At 76.6% G+C, this 2,036-nt stretch carries 1 protein-coding gene; it reads left to right on the top strand.

Annotated elements, in window-relative coordinates:
- A partial coding sequence (locus ACFT55_RS20030; protein ID WP_380245610.1) for a glycosyl hydrolase occupies positions 1-2,019 on the top strand: 2,019 nt, incomplete at its 5' end.
- Positions 2,020-2,036: the final 17 nt, after the last annotated feature.

Below are 2,036 nucleotides of genomic sequence, written 5' to 3'. Positions count from 1 at the left end.
GCGCCACCGTCCGTGCCGGAGGCGCCGCGCCACCTCGTCGCTCCCGACGTCGATGTGTCGACGCTCCCGCAGGAGCAGGTCGCGGCGACGCCGGTCATGCGGCTCGCGGACGGGCTCGCGCCCCCCACGAACCGCTGGTTCTCCAGCCTCGCCCTGGGTGACGCGCCCCAGCCGGTGTTCCCCGTGCCGCTCGCGGTCGCGCTGACCGCCGGCGGGTTCGCCTACGGGCTGCCGGAGGTCGAGGTGACCGCGACGTCGATCGTCGGCCCGTACACGCCGCAGGTAGGCGTGCAGGTCGGGGCCGCCTCGTCCGTGGTGTCGGCGTACGACGTCGCCTCGGTGACGGTCGAGCTGCGCGACGACGCGGGCGCCGCCCTCGGGCACCTGCGGATCGTCGAGGGCTCACCGGTGGTGCGCTACACCGCGGCGGCCGACCAGGACGTCGCGATGACGGCCGCCTTCGAGGTGCACGACGGCCTCGCCGCCACCGAGGTGCAGGGTCGTGAGCACGTCCTCGTCGGCCCCGGCGGGACCGGCGACCCGGGCGCAGGGCTCTCCGGCGACGGCCGCGTCCTCACCCTCGCCCGCGGCGAGTCGGCGGCCTGGTTCCCCGTGCCCGACGACGCGTCGGCGGCGGACGTCGAGACCCTCGCCGCCGCGGCCGCGGACCCCGTCAGCGGCACTTCTCTCGCGTTCGGCACCGGCGCCGGCACCGACGATGAGGGCGGGAGCGACGCCGTGACCACCGCGATCACGTACGCCACGGCCGACGGCGGGCCGACGCCCGTCGTGCGCATGCCGCACCAGGAGCACTCCTCGGGGGCGGACTGCGGTCTCGGCACCTACGCGACCGTGCACGGGACGGTCGACGTGTGCACCGCGTCGACGCTCGCGTGGACCAGCCCCGCGGTCAGCCCGGCGGGGGAGCTCGACCTGTCCGGCCTGACCGGCGCCGAGCGGTCCGAGCTGGCCGACCAGGTGCGCGCCGACGCGGCCGCACGGGCCGCCGGGCGCCTGCCGGACCCCGCGGACACGTACTACGGGGGCAAGGCGTTGGCGCGGGACGCGAACCTGCTCTCCCTGGCCGACAGGCTCGGGCTCGACGCCGTCGCGGCGGACCTGCGCGCCGACCTGGCGGAGCGGCTGCGCACGTGGGCCCAGCCGTCGGGGTGCGCCGACAGGGGGGAGCGCTGCTTCGTCTTCGATCCCGTGCTGCGCACCGTCGTGGGAAGGACGCCGGCCTTCGGGTCCGAGGAGGCCAACGACCACCACTTCCACTACGGCTACTTCCTGTACGCGGCCGGAGTGGCCGCCGCGGACGACCCGGGCCTCGCGGCCGACCTCGCGCCCGTCATGGACCTGCTCGCCGCGGACGTCGCGGCGGGCGGGCCGGTGGACGGGATGCCCGCGCTGCGGGTGTTCGACGCGTACGCCGGGCACTCGTGGGCGTCGGGCTACGCGCCGTTCGCGGACGGGAACAACCAGGAGTCGGCGTCGGAGGCGGTGTCCGCGTGGAACGGCCTCGCCCTGTGGGCCCGGGCGGCCGGGGACGACGAGCTGGCGGCGCAGGCCACGTGGCTGCTCTCCGCCGAGGCGGCCTCGGCGCGTGCCTACTGGACCGACTTCGACCGCACGGACCCGGCCGTGGCGGGCTTCGGGCACGGCGTGACGTCCCTGGTGTGGGGCGGGAAACGGGACTGGGCCACGTGGTTCAGCGCCGAGCCCAGCGCGATGCTCGGCATCCTGGTGCTGCCCGCGCAGCCCGTGGCGGCGGGCTATCTCGCCGGCTCCCCGGACAGGATCCGGTCGAACCTGGACGAGGCGCTCGCCGGGCCGCGCGCGGACGCCGCGTCGTGGGACGTGCTGTTCGGCGACCAGCTGCTGATGTACGCCGCGCTCGCGGGCCCCGAGGATGCCGCCGCCGCGCTCACCGTGGCCCGTGACCTGCCCGACGACCGCATCGACGACGGCAGCACCCGCGCCTCCCTGCTGGCCTTCCTCATGGCGGCCGCGTCCTGACCGGCGGCCGGCGCACC

This window comes from Isoptericola sp. NPDC057191, from assembly GCF_042670225.1.
In the GTDB taxonomy this organism is placed as follows: Bacteria; Actinomycetota; Actinomycetes; order Actinomycetales; family Cellulomonadaceae; genus Isoptericola.
This window is presented reverse-complemented; position numbering and strand designations above follow the sequence as displayed.